2 protein-coding genes are annotated in these 1517 nt (G+C 66.4%); both read left to right on the forward strand.

The window, feature by feature from the left end; all coding sequences use genetic code 11:
- Positions 1-579 (forward strand): bacteriophage T4 gp5 trimerisation domain-containing protein (locus BTO32_RS17970; protein ID WP_425435237.1); only part of this gene is annotated, 579 nt, incomplete at its 5' end.
- A complete protein-coding gene (locus BTO32_RS17490) occupies positions 572-1510 on the forward strand; it encodes a DUF4123 domain-containing protein (RefSeq protein ID WP_076725943.1) in 939 nt (312 codons plus the stop codon). The genes BTO32_RS17970 and BTO32_RS17490, both read left to right, overlap by 8 nt.
- Positions 1511-1517 lie beyond the last annotated feature (7 nt).

The following is a 1517-nucleotide window of genomic DNA, read 5'->3' on the forward strand; positions in this document are numbered from 1 at the left end:
AGGGACTTGGTTCTGGACACCGGTCACGACCGCACCGAGTGCATTGGACATGACAGCCACCTGACGGTGGCCGGGAACCGGTTCGACCACATCCGGGGCAGCCGGCACCACACCGTTGCCGGAGAGAAGCGGGAACGGGTCGCTCAGGATCACAGCTTTCATGTCAGCGGCAGCCTGCACCTGAAGATGGGGCGTGCCTGGCTCAGCGAGTCCGGAACCGAACTGCACATCAAGGCCGGTCAGAAGGTGGTTCTCGAAGCGGGTGCCGAGATCACCCTGAAAGCAGGGGGCAGCTTCGTCAAGATCGACGCCAGCGGCGTTGCCTTGGCTGGGGCCGCCATCAAGCTCAATGCGGGCGGTTCGCCCGGTCGGGGGGCCGGCGCGACGGTCCGGACACCGGAGCGGCCGGAGCTGGTTGCGGGTGCGGCGGAGACGGTCGGCCCCGAGTCGCTTGCCGAGGTCGGGCAACGGCCGAACGCCGATCCCGAGGCGCAGATTCGTGCTTTACAGGACGGCAAGGCACTGACGGCGATCTGCTCGGCGGACACCGAGCCTGCCGGGAGGGGCTCCGATGCTTGACGTGTTCAGCGCTCCGGCGTCCGGAGATACCCGGTACCCGGATGTCCGGGCCAACTACGTTCTGATCGACGGCAGCCGGCGCGCGGAAGCGGAACGGTGGCTTTACGCGTGTTTCGACACCCCGGACTACCGCAACCTGTTTGATGGTACCGCCTGGGCATCGGTTCGCCAGGCGGCACCGCTGTTGCTGTGTGTGGAGCCGGACCATCCGGGTCTGGAGCCGTTGCTGGCGGAACTGAAAGAGCGGGAGTGCGGCTATGCCATGACCAGCGATGCACCGCTGGCCACATTGACGAGCCACCTGCAGCGGTTTATCGAAGTGCGTCATCCCCTGGGGCACCGTGTTTTACTGCGCATCGCGGATCCTTCCGTTGCCAGGGTTCTGCTGGCGCCGGCCCGGGACGGCGGCATCGCCGACGCCTGGTCGGACATCACCGGCGTGATGCTGCCGGATGCCCTTTGGGACGGCTGGCACATCCAGCAGCGTCCGGAAGCGTCTTCCGGGGAGGCGTCAGACCCGGATCGGACGGTGACGATTCCGCATCCCCTGAACGAACGCACGCTCAATCAGCTGATGGCGGTGGATCAGCGGGCGACGCTGGTGACCCTGCTCCGGCACCTCGAAACCTACTTCCCAACCCGGCTGGAAAACCGGCCGAGGGCCGACGTGGTCCTCGGCTTGCGAACATTGATGAACGAGGCCCTCGACAGCGGCTACACTTCGCTTCAGGCACTGACCCACTGGTGCTCGGTTTTCGGGTACCTGGGGCCCCCGGATACCTGGGCGCGGGTGGCGCCGGAGGTTCATCGGATATTCCGGGAACGAGTGCCGCAGGAAGGAGAGGCCCGGGCGCGAGAGGCGGCCGTGCTGGCAAGGGAATTGACCCGGACAACGACGCCAGGGAGGGTGGACACATGGGCGTACCCGTAACCGATCC

Source organism: Marinobacter lutaoensis, assembly GCF_001981305.1.
GTDB lineage: Bacteria > Pseudomonadota > Gammaproteobacteria > Pseudomonadales > Oleiphilaceae > Marinobacter > Marinobacter lutaoensis.